Here is a 16,053-nt window from a genome sequence, read left to right as displayed (position 1 = left end):
ATGTGGGACCGCACGTTCAACCCGGCGCCGGACGGAGCACCGCTCTTCGTCGACCTGGTCCCGGCGTCGTGCTGGTTCACCAACGTGCGGTCCCACATCGCACCGGGCGACTGGGACCGGGTGCGCCGCATGGTCTACGGCCGCGCTGGCAACCGCTGCGAAGCCTGCGGCTCCCCCGCCGACCGCGCTCGGAAGGTCTGGCTCGAGGCGCACGAGCGCTGGGAGTACGACGAGCACCCGACCGACGAGCCGTTCGCGAGCTTCGGCATGCCGGTGCAGCGGCTGCGCCGGCTGGTCTGCCTCTGCACGCGCTGCCACGAGACCACCCACCTCGGCCTCGCCGGCCTCCGCGGCCACCACGACCGGGCGTTCGACCACCTGTGCGCCGTCAACGGCTGGGAGCGGTCGACCGGTCGCGCCCACGTCGCGGCGGCCAACCGGCTCTTCGAAGAGCGCTCACGCGTGGAGTGGCTGCTGGACCTCAACATCCTGCTGTTCGCGGGGATCACGGTCGTGCCCCCGTCGTACTGACCGCCCGGCCCGGGCGGCTGCCCTGCCCCGGCCCATGGTCGTGAGCATCCGGCCGGACCCGGGAGAATGGTCTCCCGTGACTGCAGCACCGACCGTCCTGGACGCCCTCCGCTCTCCCCGGCTGCTCCGCATCGAGGTGCTGGCTGGTCTCGTCACGGCGCTCGCCCTCATCCCGGAGGCGTTGAGCTTCTCGATCCTCGCCGGGGTGGACCCGGCGGTCGGCCTCTTCGCGTGCTTCACCACGTCGGTCACGATCGCCTTCCTCGGTGGCCGCCCGGCGATGATCTCGGGCGCAGCAGGTGCGGTGGCGCTCGTCATCGCACCCGTCGTCCGTGAGCACGGCATGGACTACTTCCTCGCCACCGTGCTGCTCGCAGGCGTCTTCCAGGTCCTGCTCGGCCTCGGTGGTGCCGCGAGGCTGATGCGCTTCATCCCGCGCTCGGTGATGGTCGGCTTCGTCAACGCGCTCGCGCTCCTCATCTTCTCCGCGCAGGTGCCGCACCTGGTCGATGTTCCGTGGGCGGTCTACCCGCTCGTCGCCGTCGGCATCGTGGTGATCGTGCTGCTCCCGCGCCTCACGAGCGTCGTCCCCTCGCCCCTCGTCGCGATCGTGGTCCTCACCGGCTTCGTGGCCGCCACGGGGCTGCACCTTCCGACGGTCGGCGACGAGGGCGCCCTCCCGGACGGGCTGCCGTCGTTCGTCCTGCCCGACGTCCCGCTGACGTGGGAGACGTTCCGGATCATCGCGCCGTACGCCGTGGCGGTCGCACTCGTGGGCATGCTCGAGTCCCTGCTCACGGCCAAGCTCGTCGACGACATCACCGACACCCGGTCGGACAAGACCCGCGAGACGGTCGGCCAGGGCGGCGCCAACCTCGTGACGGGTCTGCTCGGCGGCATCTGCGGTTGCGCGATGATCGGCCAGACGATGATCAACGTGAAGGCGGCGGGCGCGCGCACCCGGATCTCGACATTCCTCACCGGCGTCTTCGTGCTCCTGCTCGTCGTCGTCTTCGGTGACTTCGTCGCCTCGATGCCGATGGCGGCCCTGGTGGCCGTGATGGTGATGGTCTCGGTGATGACCTTCGACTGGCACAGCCTGGCGACGCTCCACCGCATGCCGCGTTCGGAGACCACCGTCATGCTGACGACGGCGGTCGTGACGGTCGCGACCCACAACCTCGCGATCGGCGTGATAGCTGGTGTCCTGGTCGCCATGGTCCTCTTCGCCCGCCGCGTCGCGCACCTCACCGAGACGCACCGCGAGCTGGTCGAGGACGAGCACGGACCGGTCGCCGTCTACCGGGTGACCGGCGAGCTCTTCTTCGCCTCGAGCAACGACCTCTACACGCAGTTCGACTACGCAGGAGATCCCGACCGGGTCAGGATCGACCTCTCCCGGTCGCACATCTGGGACGCCTCGACCGTGGCGGCCCTCGACGGCATCACGACGAAGTACGAGCGCAGGGGAACGTCGGTGGAGATCACCGGCCTCAACGAGGCCAGCGCCGAACGCCACGAACGCCTCAGCGGCTCGCTTCCCTCGCACTGACCAGCGGGAGCATCCTCGGCAGCAGCCGGTGACCGAGGACGACCACCAGGTGCACCGCGAGCGCGGCGAAGAACGACAGGTGCGCGGCGACGTGGAGCGCCACGAGGTCGTCGGACACCAGCAGCAGGAGACCGGACGCCGGGACGAGGAACATCAACCCCAGCAGCACCTTCTCCACTGCTCCCCCGGCCTTCCGGCCACGGGGACCGAGCCGCTCGCTCCAGGGCGGCAGCGAGCCGAGCCGGCGCCATCCGACGCGCGCGGTGCCGAGCAGCAACAGCGCGACACCGAGCCCGACATGGAGCCTGCTGGGCTCGTCGTCGGCAGCCTTCGCCGCCTGCTCGCGCGCCTCCTCACGGGCCTCACACGCCTCCTCGATCCGGTCCAGCCGCTCCTCCTCGGCATCGGTCGTGTCGCCGCCGCTGCGGCGCTCGCCGGCCGGATCGCAGTCCACGCGCGCGAGGTCGCGGTCGGTCTCCATCGTGTAGCCGACCCAGAACTGAAGCGCGAAGAGAGCGACGGTCAGCCAGTGCAGCAGCTTCGTGACCACGCCGTAGCCATGGGTCCCGTTGCGCAGGTGCATGGGTCGATGGTGACAGGCCCTTGTCCTGCCCGTCGTGCGGCGAGAAGGTGGAAGGCATGACCACCATCAACAAGATCGGCGTTGCCATGTTCAGCGTCGCGGACCAGGACGCCGCGGTCGCCTTCTACACGCAGAAGCTCGGCTGGGAGGTGCGCTCCGACGTCTCCTTCGGCGAGGGCGAGCAGGCCGGCCGCTGGGTCGAGGTCGCTCCCCCGGGCTCCGACGCACGCCTTGCGCTCAACCCGCCGATGGGCGGCGAGCCGGGCGGCGGCGCGATCGGTGTCGAGACCCCCGATGTCGACGCCGAGCTCGAGCGGATGCGGAGCACCGACGGCGTGCAGGTCGGCGACACCATGGAGGGTGACGGCACCGTGCCCCGGATGTTCTCCGTCAGCGACCCCGACGGCAACTGGATCTGGGTCGTCCAGGCCTGACCCGCGTCCCTCAGAACCAGGCGTCCTGCATCTCGTACGCGGTCAGGTCGCCCGCCGCGACCAGGTCGAGCATCGGGGAGATCTTCGGCAGCTCGGTGGCGAAGAAGTAGCGGCCCGCCTGCCGCTTGCCGTCGTAGAAGTCGCCCTGCTTCTCCCCCGCCGCCACGAGCTGCTCGAGCCAGACCCAGGCGACGACGAGGTGGCCCGCCGCCTCGAGGTAGGTCGTCGCGTTGGCCATGATCTTGTCGGGCTCACCGAGCCCGACGAGGCCGAAGGTGACCTCGCCGATCCGGTCCAGCTGTGCCTTGAGCTGGTCGGCATAGCCGGACGGCTCGCCGCCGAGCCCGCGGGCGGCGGCGATCGTCGCCTCCATCCGGCCGGCGAGTGCCATCAGGCCGGCGCCGCCATCCATCAGGATCTTGCGGCCGAGCAGGTCCATCGCCTGGATGCCGTGCGTGCCCTCGTGGATCGGGTTGAGCCGCTGGTCGCGCCAGTGCTGCTCGACGTCGTAGTCGCGCGTGTAGCCGGCGCCGCCGAGCACCTGCACCGCCAGTGACGTCGACTCCTGTCCCCACTGCGAGGGCCACGACTTCACGATCGGCGTGAGCACACCGAGGACCTTCGCGGCCTCCGCGCGCGCCTCCTCCGTCTCGGCCGTCTTCTCGTCGTCGAGCAGGCTCGCGCACAGGAGCGTGAGCGCCATGGCGCCCTCGACGTACGACTTCTGCGCGAGCAGCATCCGGCGTACGTCGGTGTGCTCGATGATGTCGACCTGCGGCGTCGACTGGTCCGACGTGCCGAGCGCACGGCCCTGCGGACGGTTGCGGGCGTAGTCGAGCGACTTGAGGTACGCCGCCGAGGCGGTGCCGGTCGCCGCCGTGCCGACCGCGAGGCGCGCGGCATTCATCATGTGGAACATGTACTTCAAGCCCTTGTGGGGCTCGCCCACCAGGTAGCCGACCGCACCCGACCGGCCACCGGGCTCGAAGGCGCCGTCGCCGAAGACCGGTGCGGTGTTGACCGTGCCGCGCGAGCCGAGCTTGTGGTTGATGCTCGAGAGCACCACGTCGTTGCGCTCGCCCAGCGAGCCGTCGGCGTTCACCAGGTACTTCGGGACGACGAAGAGCGAGATGCCCTTCGTGCCGGCGGGCGCATCCGGGAGCTTGGCGAGGACGAGGTGGACGATGTTCTCCGCGATCTCGTGATCGCCGCCCGAGATCCACATCTTCGAGCCGAAGACGCGGTGCGAGCCGTCGGGCTGCGGGATCGCACGGGTGGTGACGTCACCCAGGGAGGTGCCGGCGTGCGGTTCCGACATCGCCATGGTGCCGAAGAAGCGGCCCTCGAACATCGGGCGGGCGTAGCGCTCCTTGATCTCGTCGGACGCGTGGGCCACGAGCAGGGACGCGTTGGCGATGGTCAGGAAGGAGTAGCACGCCGTGCCGATGTTGGCGGCGGTGAACCAGGTCGACGCTGCGGTGCCGACGGTGGCCGGCAGCTGCATGCCGCCGTACTCCTCGTCGGCCTGCAGCGCGAAGCCGTCCATCTCCGCGAAGCGCCTGAGCGCCTCACCGATCTCCGGGATCAGGTGCACCTTCTCGCCGTCGAACGTCGGCTCCTGCTCGTCGCTCTTGCGGAAGTGCGTGGCGAAGTGGTCGGTCGCCAGCTGCTCCGCGAGGCCGAGCAGCGCGTCGTAGGACTCCCGCGAGTGCTCGGCGAAGCGCTCACGCGTGGAGAGTCGCTCGACGTCGAGCCACTCGTAGAGCAGGAACTCGACGTTGCGGGCAGAGAGGAGATTCGAGGCCACGGAGGGTCCTTCCGGAGAGGAGACGCGCGAATCCTACGCGCATGGAGGAATGGTCAGCCGAGGTGACCGAGCAGCGCCTGGGACTCGATCAGCCCGTCGTCGCTCGGAGCGAGGCCGTCACCGAAGACGCGCTGTGCCTGGCGGGCCCGGAGCTCCAGGTGTGCGTCACGCGGGCGGGGATAGCCCCACTGGTGACGGGCTTCCTCCGGTGTGAGCACGACCGGGGCGAGCGGCGCGATGCCACGCCAGTGCGGCTCGATGACCGGAAGGGTCCGTGGCGAGAGCGTCCCGAGGATGTAGCGCTGGATGCCGTGGGACCGCGCGGCCACGGCCATCAACGTGCGGAGCCAGAGAGTGACGACGAGGTCCGTCACGCGTCCCTGGCGCACGCCGGCCAGGTCGCGCATGTAGCGCGGCATCGTCGCGATGGTCGCGTGCCGGAGGGTCCGGTTCGCGAGCGGCCGGACCGCGCGGAGCAGGCCCTTGCGCGGGACGACAGCGTTCACGCCGTCGAGGAGGTGGTCCATCATCTGCTGCGCCGCCTCGCTGGCCGCCAGGCGCGGACGCCACTCCTCGAAGTACGCGTGCACCTCCTCACGCGAGCGCGGGACGTCGGCCGGGTCGCAGGTCTGCAGCTCCGCCGCGATCGCGCACTCGGCCCAGTACTGCCGTTCCTCATGCTCGCTCAGCTTGCCGGGGCCGAAGACCTCGTACGCCTTCAGGACGGAGTGCCAGCCCGTGACGAGGATCCAGAGCTGCGAGTCGGGATCGTTGGCGTCGTACCGCCCACCGCCGACGGGCTCGTGGCCGATCGCCTTGGAGTGGATCTTGACCAGGACGTCGGCCAGCTTCAGCACGGTCTGCGCGTCAGCGAACGCGACGGAAGCGAAGTACTGGACGGTGCGTGCGTAGCGGGTGTCGAGCCTGGTGTAGTTGTCGCCGGTGTCGTGGACCGCTGCGATCAGGTTCGGGTCGAGCTCCTCGATCACCGTCGCGCGCTGGATTCCCACCAGTGGCGTCGTGGGGTAGCCCCACACCCTGCGGGTCACCGAGTCCGGAGCGAAGAACCCATGGTCGCGGTGCGGGGTGATCGGTCGTGGAGCCATGGCAGTGCCTCTCGTCGCACCTCCCGTCGGGAGGGGGTTGATGAGACATTAAGTCACGGGTGAAGGATTTTCCTACACTTGTGAAGCAAATCTCCTGTGTCAGGATCTCGCCATGCCATCGACGACCACGCCCCGCGCTCGCGCCGCCCACCTCGGGCCGGAGCGCCGGCGCCCGGCCGTGCTCGACGCTGCGCTGGAGATCGCCGTCGACGGCGGCATGGCTGCGGTGACGATCGGCACCGTGGCCTCGCACCTCGGTGTCACCCGCCCTGTCGTCTACTCGTGTTACGCCGACCGGGTCGAGCTGGTGAGCGCGCTGCTGGACCGGGAGGCGACCTTGCTGAAGGAGTCGCTCCTGGCAGCGCTCCACTCCTCCGGCGGGCAGGACGACCCGGAGGCGGCGTTCGTCACCGGCTTCCGCTCCCTCCTCAACGCTGCCGAGAAGCAGCCCGCGACCTGGCGCCTGCTCGTCAGCGGTGAGCCCGACCCGGCCCTCTCCGCGCGGTTCCAGGCTGCCCGGGCCGAGATCCTCCAGCACGCGACGCACTGGATCCGCTCCGCGGTCGAGCGCTGGTGGACGATCGAGGACCTCGACCGCAAGATGCCTGTCCTCATGGAGCTCTTCATGGCCTCGTGCGAGGCCGCGATCCGCTCGCTCCTCGACGAGTCGAACCCGTGGACCACCGACGACCTCGGCGCCCTCGTGGGCGGCGCGGCGTGCCGGATGTTCAGCGGCGCCTGAGGCCGACCCGGCCCTATGCTGCCGATGACCACCCGTGTCGATCCGCAGGAGCAGCGCATGGCCACCTTCGACTACGACGTCCTCGTCATCGGCTCGGGCTTCGGCGGCTCGGTCACCGCGCTGCGCCTGACTGAGAAGGGCTACCGCGTCGGCGTCCTCGAGTCGGGACGCCGCTGGGCGGCCGAGGACATCCCGAAGACCAACTGGAACCTGCGCAAGTCGATCTGGGCGCCACGCCTGGGCATGACCGGGCCGCAGCGGATCAGCCTGCTCGGCAAGTGCATGGTCTTCAGCGGTGCGGGCGTGGGCGGCGGCTCCCTGATCTACGGCAACACGCTCTACAAGCCGCTGCCGGACTTCTACCAGGACAAGGCCTGGGCCCACATCACCGACTGGTCCGACGAGCTCGCGCCGTACTACGACCAGGCCGAGCGCATGCTCGGCGTCACTGAGAACCCGCGCACGGGACCGGCCGACGATCTGCTGCTCGAGGTCGCCCGCGACCGCGGCGTCGCGGAGACATTCCACCGGACCCGGGTCGGCGTCTTCTTCAACGAGGGCGCGGAGGGCGAGGAGGTCCCCGACCCCTACTTCGGCGGCGCGGGCCCCGCCCGCCGCGGCTGCGTGCACTGCTCGGAGTGCATGACCGGCTGCCGCCACAACGCCAAGAACACCACCGTGACGAACTACCTCCACCTCGCCGAGAGCAACGGTGCCGAGGTCCACCCGCTGACCACGGTGACCGCCGTCCGACCGCGCGCCGGCGGTGGTTACGAGGTCGACACCGAGCGCTCCCACGGCAAGCTCCGCAAGGGACGGCGGACATTCACGGCGGAGCAGGTGGTCTTCTCGGCGGCAGCTCTCGGCACCCAGAAGCTGCTGCACAAGCTCAAGGACGACGGCTCCCTCCCCCACCTCTCCGACCGCCTGGGCGAGCTGACCCGCTCGAACTCGGAGGCGATCCTGGTGGTGACCAGCAAGAGCCGCGACGACTTCGCCCAAGGCGTCGCCATCACCTCCTCGATCCATCCGGAGTCGCAGACCCACATCGAGGTCGTCACCTACGGCACCGGGCAGAACTCGATGTTCGCGCAGAGCGTCCCGATGATCGACGGCGGCCCGTTCCGCTTCCTGCGCTTCCTCGCCTTCCTGCTGCTCCATCCCGTGAAGTCGCTACGGGCGCTCGACATGCGCAAGGCCTCCGACCGCAGCGTGGTCCTCCTCGTCATGCAGTCGCTCGACAACTCGCTGACCTCGTTCCGCCGTGGCCGGAGGCTGCTGACCCGTCAGGGCACCGGCGAGCCCAATCCCGACTGGATCCCGGTGGCCCACGACATCGCGCGGGAGTACGCGAAGAAGGCCGACGGCGTCACCGGCGCCGTGGCGACCGACCTCTTCAACATCCCCGCCACCGCGCACTACATCGGGGGCTGCACGATCGGCGACTCCCCCGCGACCGGCGTGATCGACCCCTGGCAGCGGGTCTACGGGCACCCCGGCCTGCACGTCGCCGACGGCAGCGCGATCACCGCCAACCTCGGGGTGAACCCGTCGCTCACCATCACCGCGCAGGCCGAGCGGGCGATGGCGTTCTGGCCCAACAAGGGCGAGGTTGATCCGCGCCCCGCGCTGGGTTCGCCGTACGAGCGGATGGCGCCGGTGCCACCGCAGGCACCCGTCGTGCCGGCAGGTGCGCCGGGCGAGCTGCGGCTTCCCGCGGCGGGCTGACGGGTCGTCGACTGACTGGTCGTCGGATCGGAATGGCCCGATTGGGTGCCCGATCGGCCGGTTAGAACCATGCCGCTCGCTGCACGCCCGGTGCCACCATGAGGACATGGCGGGGACATCGGAGGGCCTGAGCAGTGACGCGCGCGTCCTTCTCGACGCGGTGGCTGCCATGAGCTCCTCCCTCGAGCTGGACAAGGTCCTGCGACGGATCATCGAGTCCGCCTGCGAGCTGACGGGAGCGCGCTTCGGTGCGCTCGGCGTGATCGGTGACCACGACGACCTCTCGGCGTTCATCACTCACGGCGTCGATGACACCGGCCGTGCTGCGATCGGCGACCCGCCGCATGGCCGCGGCATCCTCGGCCTGCTGATCCACCACCCCGGCCCGCTCCGGCTCTCGCGCTTGCAGGAGCATCCGGCGTCGTTCGGGTTCCCGGCCAACCATCCGCCGATGACCAGCTTCCTCGGCGTGCCCGTCCTGGTCCGCGGCGTCGCCTTCGGCAACCTGTACCTGACCGAGAAGGCCGGCGGTGCCGAATTCACCGAGCAGGACCAGGCGCTGGTCGAAGCGCTCGCGAGCGCTGCCGGCGTCGTGGTGCAGAACGCCCGCGCGTACGCCCTCTCCGAGCGGCAGCGCACGTGGCTCGAGGCAACGGCCCGCCTGGAGCAGGCCCTGCGCCCGGGTGCTTCCGTACAAGAGACGCTCGACCTCGTCGCCATCGCCACCCGGATCGTGTCGCGCTCCCCCACCGTCGCTGTCCTGTACGCCGACGCCGACAGGCTCCCGGTCGTCATCAGCACCGAGGGGCGTGAGGCCGAGCGCGCCGGCGAGGTCGTCGAGCGTGCCGGTGACGCTGTCCGCGAGGCCTTCGCCGGCGGCCGGCCCGCACCAGTGCCGCTGGCCGACGAGCGGCTCGCCGTCGCCATGCCGATCCGCGCGGAGCTCTTCGGCCCGACGGTGCTCGTGGTCGAGCTGGACCCCCGTCAGGAGCGCGGCATGCTCAGCACCGACCTCGACATGCTGGCCGCGTTCGGCGAGCAGGCCGGTCTCGCCCTGGACCGGGCGCGTGCCCTTGCCGACCGTGAGCAGCTTGCGATCGTCTCCGACCGCGACCGCATCGCGCGTGACCTCCACGACCTGGTGATCCAGCGGCTCTTCGCGACCGGGCTCCAGCTGCAGGGCGTGCGCGGGCAGGTCGTCTCCCCTGTCGTCGCCGATCGCATCGACAGCACCGTCGCCGCCTTGGACACGACCATCCGCGACATCCGCAGCACGATCTTCGCCCTGCAGCAGCGGGGCACCCCCTCACTGCGCGCGCAGGTGACCGGCCTCGCGCTCGAGTACGAGCGGGTCCTCGGCTTCAGCCCGGTCGTGCGCACGACCGGTCCGCTCGACACGACCGTCCCCGACGACATCGCGGAGCACATGGTGGCTGCCCTGCGGGAGGCACTGTCGAACGCCGCCCGCCATGCCGCCGCGAGTCAGGTCAGCGTCGAGCTCGTCTGCGACGCCACACAGGTCACCCTGCTGGTGGCCGACGACGGCGTCGGGATCCGCGCGGGCGGCCGCGAGAGCGGACTGCGCAACCTGCGCACGCGGGCGGCGGACCTCGGCGGAGTGCTCGAGGTCGCGCGCGACGAGCCGCACGGCACGGTCCTCCGGTTCACAGTGCCGGTCGCGGGCTGATCAGCGCGGTCGCACGCTGGTCAGCGGAGCAGCCGCGCGGCGAGGACGGCGGCTTGGGTACGCCGTTCGACCCCGAGCTTGGCGAGCAGGCCGGAGACGTAGTTCTTCACCGTCTTCTCGGCGAGGAAGAGCCGGTCGCCGATCTGCCGGTTGGTCAGCCCCTCGGCGATCAGCTCGAAGATCTCCCGCTCGCGCTCGGTCAGCGCGGCGAGCTCCGTCGGCGTCTCGGTGCCGCGACGGACCCGCTCCAGGACCCGCATCGTCAGCGACGGGTCGATGAGCGACTGGCCCTCCGCCACCCGGCGTACGGCGTCGACGAGGTCGGTGCCGGTGATCTGCTTGAGGACGTAGCCCGATGCCCCGGCCATGATCGCGGCGAAGAGCGCCTCGTCGTCGTCGTACGACGTCAGGACCAGCGCGCGGATCGAGGGGTCGACCGAGCGCACGTCGCGGCACACGTCGATGCCGCTGCCGTCCGGCAGCCGACCGTCGAGCACGGCGACATCGGGCCGCAGCGCCGGGATCATGGCGGTCGCACGCGCGGCAGACCCGCTCTCGCCGACCACCTCGATGTCACCGCTCGACTCGAGGAGCTCGCGCAGGCCGCGGCGGACGACCTCGTGGTCGTCGAGGAGGAAGACCCGGATCGTCATGGACCTGTTCTACCCGATGGCCGGACGGCGCGAGGGCGCTTCGCGCTCACGGCATGAGCCGGCGTCCCGTGATGTCGTCGCCGATGATCTGCACCCAGACGTCACGCTCGCCGGCGGCCCATGGTGCCGGCCATTCCGAGCGATGCTCAGGGAGCTCATCAGCGCTGATCCAGCGAGCGCGCCCGCGGAGGAGCACGCTCCATCCGACCTGGTGGAAGTCGTCGAACCCATCCACCTCGTACGACGCGTGGCCGTCGCGGAGGCTCTCCGCCAGCAGCGACCCTTCGCGGAGCCGGAGGTAGACGTCAGTCCCGCGGGCTCGGCCGTTGACGGGCATGACGAGCGGCCCGCCGGCGCTGTTGCAGGCAACCCGTCCGATCCGGCTGATCGCGAGCAGGCGCAGGCAGTCCGGTCGCGGGACCGCCACGATCTCGCCCTGGTAGAGCTTCCGGGCCTCGTCGATGGCACTCATGGATGTTCCCCTCGGGGTTTCAGTGGAGGAGGTCAGGTCAGTGGATGACGGCGACCGGGCAGTGTGACCGGTGGAGGACCGAGTTCGCGACCGAGCCGAGCAGCAGGCCGGCGAAGCCACCGGCACCCCGGCTACCGATCACGACGAGCGACGCCGCTTCCGAAGCCCGCGCGAGCTCGTGGGCAGCTGACCCGGACGGGGTCCGGACGCTCGCACGTACGCCGCGGTGCGCAGCCAGGACCTGGGCGACCTGGGCGCGGACCCGGGCCTCGTCTGCCTCCAGCTCATGGGCGAGCTCGGTCGACGTGGCGCCCTCGAGGTAGGCCCAGCCGGCGAGCCGAGGGGGTACGTACAGCACCTCGACCGGCACGCCACGGACCTCGCCCTCACGCAAGGCGAAGACCAGTGCCCGGAGGCTCGTTGACGAACCGTCGACGCCGGCGACCACCGGGCCCGCGTCGACGCCACCGCTCCGGACCACCAGCACCGGACCGGCGGCGTGTCGGGTCAGGTGCTGGCTCACCGAGCCGAGCAGCCGGCCGAAGATCGGCCCATGGCCTCCCGCGCCGACCACGACGCACGAGGCTGTTCTCGTCTCCTCGACCAGGACCTCGGCCGGCGTTCCCTCCCGGACCTCCGGCACGAGGTCCGGCCGCCCGAGCTCGGCGAGCTGCTTGCGGGCCAGCTCGGACCACTCCTCCGCGAGTCCCCGGCTCCACTCGTCCGCCCAGCGGGAGGCACGGCCGATGTCGCCACGCGCGATGAGGACCTGCAGCGGAAGGCCATGCTCGAGGGCGCGCTCATGTGCCCTCTGCAGGGCCAGCTGCGCTTCGGGGCTGGCATCCCAGCCCGCCACCACCGGCGCTGTCGTCGACGTGTTCATGAAGCCAGCGTGGGCCTGGGTCGGTGTGCGGCGTGAGAGGCGGCGGTCACCGTCACGACGGGACGAAAGTCCCACGTAGACGGGACCCGCGGACCCTGCACCAGTTGATCACCCCGCTGCCAGAGTGAGGTGAAGGCAAACGCAGTGAAGGTCACGCGGCCGTCCCACCCCCTCCAATCGGGCCGTCGCTGCCTTCCCGGCCCGTACCGCCACCGCAGCATCCCTCCTTGCGGCGGCGGTGCGGGCCCCGACCTCTGCCTCGCGGCCAGCAAGGCGTCCGTGCCGGGCGGCGTCCGTGCCAGGCGGCGTCCGTTCAGGCGCGCTCGAGGATGAAGCAGTAGGGCGGCGAGTCGCGCAGGTCCATGACGCCCAGCAGGGTGTCGTCGTCGACGCGGCGGAAGACGTCGATGATCGGGAGGTGGTCGTAGACCATCGCGGCGGTCACCACCCCGCGATGCTCCACGTGGCCCAGGCGCGCCCGAGGCTTCTTCGTTGCCATGGCGACCTTGAGGATGCCGAGCGACCGCCGGGCCGCGGACATCGCGCCAAGGGGCATGCTCTCCGCCAGCTCGAGGGGCACCCGCCGGGGATCAAGGCTCACCAGGTCGCCACCCGGCGTACGGAAGACCAGCGGGTGCACCTCGTCGACGCCGTCGAACCACTTTCCCCACCAGCCCGACGCCGCGAGCGCCCCGTCCATCGGGTGACCCGTGCGGAGCTCACGCCCGCGCCACCGGCCAAGAATGTCGTCCGCACGGACCGCCTCGAGGGAGTCGAAGAGGGCGAGTGCCTCGCGGAGGTCGCATGCGTCGCCGAGGGCGTCGAGTCGTTCTCTGGTCACGGATCGATGGTCTCAGTGGCGTCTCGCCAGGGCTAGCCAGCGCAGATGACCGTGACGACCTGGGCGTATCCGCCGCTGCCGAACGGCCGCGACAGGTCCAGCACCTCGACGGTGACGTCGGCGGGGGTTGACGGCTCGCGGAGGCATGGCGGGACGGAGTTGGCATCGGTGCGATCCCCGCTCTTCCAGATGACGGCATCGGTCCGGAAGGCGATGTGGCGACCTCCACCGGCGGGGACGAAGGTGGCAAGGGGTACGTCGCTGCGCACGGCCTCGGCCGTCCCCTCGATGGCGCGAGGGTGGTGGTCGAACCACGGCGACCGCAGTCCGAGCCAGTAGCCCCCTGCAAGGGTTGCGAGCGCCACCAGGCACACGCCGACGACCGTGGGGCGAGATGCGCGGGATGTCATGGTCGCGAGTATCCACCGCGCGTCCCGCTCAGCCCGAGCGGCGCGGGTCGGGCGGGTGCGGGTCGAGCGGGTGCGGTCGAGCGGGTGCGGTCGAGCGGCCCGGCCGCGGGTCGCGGCACCGGCGTGCGTCTGTTCGCGGGAGACAACGGCACCCTTAGACATGGAAGGACGGCCCGGTTTTCATCCACAGGCGCGGCCCCGCGAAAGCGGCTCTGACCTGCGGAAACATGTGAACACGACCTTGACGTTCGAATGACTGTTCAAGAGAATGGAGGCATGGAAAACGTGTCGGGGTCCACTCCGGAGCCACTGCTGTTGCAGACGGCTCACGCGGTGGACATGGAGCTGACGAAGGTGCGGGATCTCGACCCCGCCTTTCTCTCCGCGCCCGAGAAGGCCGAGCTGATGCGGTGCCTGACCCACACGATCCACCAGGCCCAGGGGCTTCTGGTCGACACCTTGGGTGTCTCCGCGGACGTCGCCGACAACGAAGCCTGCGCGACACCGGGCGCTTGGCTCAAGACCCACACCCAGCTCGACGCACCGGCTGCGTCCGGTTTGCAGAAGCTCGCCACCGCCAGCCTGCAGTGGCGGCGCGTCCGCGAGGCGATGCGCGACGGCGCTCTCTCCCCACGGCGCGCGCAGGCGATCACCGACTGCCTCGACGACCTCGGTCCCGATCTGTCGACTGCCCTGCGAGACCAGGCCGAGGAGCATCTCATCGGGCTTGCCCGCGACCACGACGCGAGCGAGCTGCGGCGGCTCGGCGAGCACCTCGCTGAGGTGCTGGACCCCGAGAGGTTCGAGGCCCACGAGCAGGCCCGAATCGAGGAGCAGGAGCGCCGGGCCCGCGAAGCGACCCGACTCTCCATCCGGCGTCGCGGAGACGGCACCTCCCGCCTCGCCGGCGTCCTCCCCGACGCCGCCGCTGAGCGACTCAAGACCTACCTCAACGCCTTCACCAACCCGCGGCACAGTGCCGGTGACGGTGCGGCTGGCGACGCAGGTGATCCGGAGCCCTCCATCGACCCGGTGACGGGCCGCCGGCTCACCGGCGACCGCCTGCGCGGCGAAGCCTTCTGCGCCTTCCTCGAGGCCGCCGACCCCAAGCGACTCCCCTCCCAAGGCGGAGCCGCCACCACCATCGTCATCACGATGGACCTCGACAAGCTCCGCGCCGGTCTCGGCTGGGCCCTCACCGGCGACAGCGAGAAGCTCACCGCCGCCGAGGTCCGCCGACTCGCCTGTCAGGCCAACATCGTGCCTGCCGTCCTCGGCGGCGACTCCGAGCTCCTCGACCTCGGACGCACCAAGCGCCTCTTCACCCCCGCCCAGCGCCTCGCCCTCGGGCTGCGGTGGAAGACCTGCGCCATCGACGGCTGCGACGTGCCCGGCGAGTGGTGCGAGGTCCACCACCTCGACCCCTGGTCCGAGGGCGGTGCCACCGATCTCGGCAACGGCATCAAGATCTGCCCACGTCACCATCACTACGTCGACGATCCACGCTTCACCCTCACCCAGACGCCCGCCGGCTACCAGTTGCGTCGGCGGAACTGATTTAGTCGTTGATGTTGCGTGGTCGTCAGCGCTGCGCTCGGCCATGCCGAGTTCCGCCCGCACATGCTGCGTGAACCGCGTACGGTCAGCGCCATGTTCACTGCCGAGGAATCCATCGAGGAACACGCTCCGCTGATGCCGGTCTTCCCGGAGATCCTCATGGGCGTGGTGGCCCTTCTTCACCCGGTGCTACTGATCGTCGTTCTGACACTGATCTTCACCAACAAGGCACGACTGCCCTTCGGCCTTCTCGGGATCGTCGTGCTGTTCCTCGTGCCCGTGGTTGGCCCGCTGCTCGTCCTCAACTGGAACCGTCTGGAGCGCAAGCAGCAGGCTGCGGCCTGACCCGGCGAGGTTCGCCACCGGTCCACGGCCGCAGATGGTGTGCGCTGTGGTGCCCGCACCTGTAGCGATTACGTTGCTTCTGCCGAATTTGGGTTGCTCAAGAGAGAGTCGTCTTCGGGCCGATGGGCTGATCTGCGCCGTTCGCACGGGAGCCGCACCGGCGCCGCGGAGGGCTGATGGTTGAGGTGGCAATCCGACCGCTCATGCCACAATCGTTCGTTGGGCGCAGTGGCGCATCGTGTCGTGCGCTGGCTACTGCTTCGCCTTCCACTCGATCCACGGTCGAAACTCCCTGACGGCAGCCATGACTGCGGCGCGGAGCTCACGACTGTGACTCGATCGGCGCAGGTCCCTCTCCCACCACACCGAGTGCCCGCCAGCATCGCTCGCCGGGTCGTAGTAGTGGTCGTAGACCTGACGGGCGAGGTCATGGATCACCGAGTTGCCTTCGCTTCGCCACCGCCGGATCTCGTGCGGCTCCAGTTCAAGCAGCGCGGTGCCATCGAATGCGCCATACGCCGTGCGCGTGTCCAGGTACACATTGCCGCCGGGCGACTCCAGCAGGAACCAGCCGCCCTGCGCCCAGTCGACAACCTTCAACTGCTCCATGCGCCGCACTATGACACCTGACCGCGACTCGTTCGGCCCTATCGATGCTCAGGACGATCTCGGCGGCTTCCGGACCAGGTCTGCAACGGCAACTGTCGCCCGGGCGCACCGAG

Annotated in this window: 17 protein-coding genes; 8 read left to right on the top strand and 9 right to left on the bottom strand. The window is 70.3% G+C overall.

Annotated features, from left to right (window positions below):
• Positions 1-531 (top strand): hypothetical protein (locus VLF38_RS05155; protein WP_325270213.1); only part of this gene is annotated, 531 nt, incomplete at its 5' end.
• A gap of 76 nt (positions 532-607) precedes the next feature.
• Positions 608-2,083, top strand: coding sequence for a SulP family inorganic anion transporter (locus VLF38_RS05150; protein WP_325270212.1), 1,476 nt, complete (start codon positions 608-610; stop codon positions 2,081-2,083).
• On the opposite strand, the gene VLF38_RS05145 is transcribed toward VLF38_RS05150, so the two are convergent.
• Positions 2,058-2,666 (bottom strand): cytochrome b/b6 domain-containing protein, encoded by a 609-nt coding sequence (locus VLF38_RS05145; RefSeq protein WP_325270211.1) that lies wholly within the window; start codon positions 2,664-2,666, stop codon positions 2,058-2,060. The two genes, VLF38_RS05150 and VLF38_RS05145, sit on opposite strands and share 26 nt — an antisense overlap.
• Positions 2,667-2,722: 56 nt before the next feature.
• Between VLF38_RS05145 and VLF38_RS05140 the strand changes: the two genes are divergently transcribed.
• Positions 2,723-3,100 carry a VOC family protein gene (locus tag VLF38_RS05140; RefSeq protein ID WP_325270210.1) on the top strand — a complete coding sequence of 126 codons (378 nt, stop codon included), beginning with the start codon at positions 2,723-2,725 and terminating at the stop codon, positions 3,098-3,100.
• A gap of 10 nt (positions 3,101-3,110) precedes the next feature.
• On the opposite strand, the gene VLF38_RS05135 is transcribed toward VLF38_RS05140, so the two are convergent.
• Entirely contained in the window at positions 3,111-4,907 is a 1,797-nt protein-coding gene (locus VLF38_RS05135; RefSeq protein WP_325270209.1) for an acyl-CoA dehydrogenase, read from the bottom strand.
• A gap of 53 nt (positions 4,908-4,960) precedes the next feature.
• On the bottom strand, positions 4,961-6,013 hold the full coding sequence (locus VLF38_RS05130) for an oxygenase MpaB family protein (RefSeq protein ID WP_325270208.1): 1,053 nt from the start codon (positions 6,011-6,013) through the stop codon (positions 4,961-4,963).
• 112 nt (positions 6,014-6,125) lie between these two features.
• On the opposite strand from VLF38_RS05130, the gene VLF38_RS05125 reads away from it, so the two are divergent.
• From VLF38_RS05125 to VLF38_RS05115, 3 genes are all read left to right on the top strand, one after another.
• Entirely contained in the window at positions 6,126-6,755 is a 630-nt protein-coding gene (locus tag VLF38_RS05125; protein WP_325270207.1) for a TetR/AcrR family transcriptional regulator, read from the top strand.
• A 24-nt stretch (positions 6,756-6,779) separates the two neighbouring features.
• Entirely contained in the window at positions 6,780-8,483 is a 1,704-nt protein-coding gene (locus tag VLF38_RS05120; RefSeq protein ID WP_325270206.1) for a GMC family oxidoreductase, read from the top strand.
• 106 nt (positions 8,484-8,589) lie between these two features.
• Complete coding sequence (locus VLF38_RS05115; RefSeq protein WP_325270205.1) at positions 8,590-10,170, top strand: GAF domain-containing sensor histidine kinase; 1,581 nt, start codon at positions 8,590-8,592, stop codon at positions 10,168-10,170.
• Between the two features lie 20 nt (positions 10,171-10,190).
• Here VLF38_RS05115 and VLF38_RS05110 read toward each other — a convergent pair whose 3' ends face one another.
• The 5 genes from VLF38_RS05110 to VLF38_RS05090 form a co-directional block, all read right to left on the bottom strand.
• The gene (locus tag VLF38_RS05110) at positions 10,191-10,823 is read right to left on the bottom strand and encodes a response regulator transcription factor (protein ID WP_325270204.1); all 633 of its coding nucleotides are present in this window, start codon (positions 10,821-10,823) and stop codon (positions 10,191-10,193) included.
• 46 nt (positions 10,824-10,869) lie between these two features.
• Positions 10,870-11,295: a pyridoxamine 5'-phosphate oxidase family protein gene (locus VLF38_RS05105; RefSeq protein WP_325270203.1), complete on the bottom strand. Its 426-nt coding sequence runs from the start codon at positions 11,293-11,295 to the stop codon at positions 10,870-10,872.
• Between the two features lie 37 nt (positions 11,296-11,332).
• The gene (locus VLF38_RS05100) at positions 11,333-12,178 is read right to left on the bottom strand and encodes a universal stress protein (RefSeq protein WP_325270202.1); all 846 of its coding nucleotides are present in this window, start codon (positions 12,176-12,178) and stop codon (positions 11,333-11,335) included.
• Between the two features lie 313 nt (positions 12,179-12,491).
• The gene (locus tag VLF38_RS05095) at positions 12,492-13,019 is read right to left on the bottom strand and encodes a DUF4334 domain-containing protein (protein ID WP_325270201.1); all 528 of its coding nucleotides are present in this window, start codon (positions 13,017-13,019) and stop codon (positions 12,492-12,494) included.
• Positions 13,020-13,051: 32 nt separating this feature from the next.
• Positions 13,052-13,429, bottom strand: a complete 378-nt coding sequence (locus VLF38_RS05090; protein WP_325270200.1) for a hypothetical protein — start codon at positions 13,427-13,429, stop codon at positions 13,052-13,054.
• Positions 13,430-13,705: 276 nt separating this feature from the next.
• Here VLF38_RS05090 and VLF38_RS05085 point away from each other — a divergent pair, with 276 nt between their 5' ends.
• Positions 13,706-14,986, top strand: a complete 1,281-nt coding sequence (locus tag VLF38_RS05085) for an HNH endonuclease signature motif containing protein (RefSeq protein WP_325270199.1) — start codon at positions 13,706-13,708, stop codon at positions 14,984-14,986.
• Positions 14,987-15,004: 18 nt separating this feature from the next.
• Positions 15,005-15,331: a hypothetical protein gene (locus tag VLF38_RS05080; protein ID WP_325270198.1), complete on the top strand. Its 327-nt coding sequence runs from the start codon at positions 15,005-15,007 to the stop codon at positions 15,329-15,331.
• Positions 15,332-15,583: 252 nt separating this feature from the next.
• On the opposite strand, the gene VLF38_RS05075 is transcribed toward VLF38_RS05080, so the two are convergent.
• Positions 15,584-15,940, bottom strand: coding sequence for a hypothetical protein (locus VLF38_RS05075; RefSeq protein ID WP_325270197.1), 357 nt, complete (start codon positions 15,938-15,940; stop codon positions 15,584-15,586).
• Positions 15,941-16,053: the final 113 nt, after the last annotated feature.

This window comes from Nocardioides sp. (assembly GCF_035481145.1).
Lineage (GTDB): Bacteria > Actinomycetota > Actinomycetes > Propionibacteriales > Nocardioidaceae > Nocardioides.
Note: the sequence above shows the minus strand (reverse complement) of the source record. Positions and strands in the feature narration are given on the sequence as shown.